Source organism: Actinocorallia lasiicapitis (assembly GCF_054778695.1).
In genome coordinates, this window is record NZ_BAAGZI010000744.1 from 1 (window position 1) to 1,204 (window position 1,204).

Here is a 1,204-nt window from a genome sequence, read left to right on the forward strand (position 1 = left end):
CGCGCCGATCAGCCGCCACGGCCGGCGGCCCGCCGTGGTCCGCTGGATGATCGACGACCCGCGGGAGACCGGAGGCAGCGTGTCGGCGGCCCGCCACGGCTGCCGCACCGGGGCAGGGCCCGGAGCGGAGCGCAGCCGAGGATCGGAGACCGGTTCGCCGAGCGCCTGCCGCAGCCGCAGCACGAACTCCCGGCACGAGCCGAACCGTGCGGCGGGCGCCTTCTGCAAGGCGCGGGCCAGCACCGCGTCGGCCTCCGGCGGAAGATCGGGACGGAGCGAGGTCAGCGGCGGCGCCTGGTCCTGGACGTGCGCGTAGATCAGGGCGAGCTGGCTGTCCTTGGTGAACGGCGGAACCCCGGCCAGCATCTCGTAGGCGACGCACGCGAGCGCGTACTGGTCGCACCGGCCGTCCACCTGGTCGCCGGTGATCTGCTCGGGGGAGATGTAGCGGGGCGTCCCGACGAACTGGCCCTGGCTGGTCAGCCCCGACATCGACGTGGCGCTCTTGGTCAGCCCGAAATCGGTCAGATAGACGTGCTCGGGATGCTCGCCCGAATCCGATCCTCCGCCGGAGACCAGCACGTTGGCCGGTTTGACGTCCCGGTGCACCAGCCCGTGCTCGTGGGCGGCGTCCAGCGCGGCGGCGATCTGGTTGAGCAGCCCGCACGCCCGCTCCGGAGCGAGCGGCCCCGTATGGGTCATCAGCGCGCGCAGGTCGCGGCCCGCGACGTACCGCATCGCGATGAACAGCAGCCCGTCGGTCTCGCCCGCCTCGAAGATCGGGATGATGTACGGGTGGTCCATCCCCGCGACGGTCCGCGACTCGCGTACGAACCGCAGCCGGAACCGCTCGTCGAACGCGAGATGCGGGGCGAGGATCTTCAACGCGACGACCCGGCCGAGCCGCTGGTCGCGCGCCATGTACACCTCGGCCATGCCGCCGCGGCCGATCAGGTCGAGCACCTGGTAGGGCCCGATCATCCGCCCGGTCAGCCGCGGGCCCTGCTCGTCCGGCGGGTTCACAGGTCCGCCGGATGGCCGCAGAATCCGCAGAACCGGTGGGCGGGGCCGCGCCGCATCCCGCACTGCGTGCAGTACTCGGGCCGGTCACCGGGGCCGGGATCGCGGGGTGCGGGACGCGGCCCGGACGCCGAGGCGACCGGGGTCCAGATCGGCGCGGACGGGCGCGGTTCGGGGGGGGCCC

General features: G+C 73.7%; 1 protein-coding gene and 1 pseudogene. Both read right to left on the minus strand.

The features are described 5' to 3' along the window. On the minus strand, nucleotides 1-1,023 hold a 1,023-nt coding region (locus ACYVE7_RS34285), incomplete at its 3' end, for a serine/threonine-protein kinase (protein WP_460370768.1). Then, a pseudogene (locus ACYVE7_RS34290) lies at nucleotides 1,020-1,204 on the minus strand (hypothetical protein); the annotation flags it as partial. The gene ACYVE7_RS34285 and the pseudogene ACYVE7_RS34290, both read right to left, overlap by 4 nt.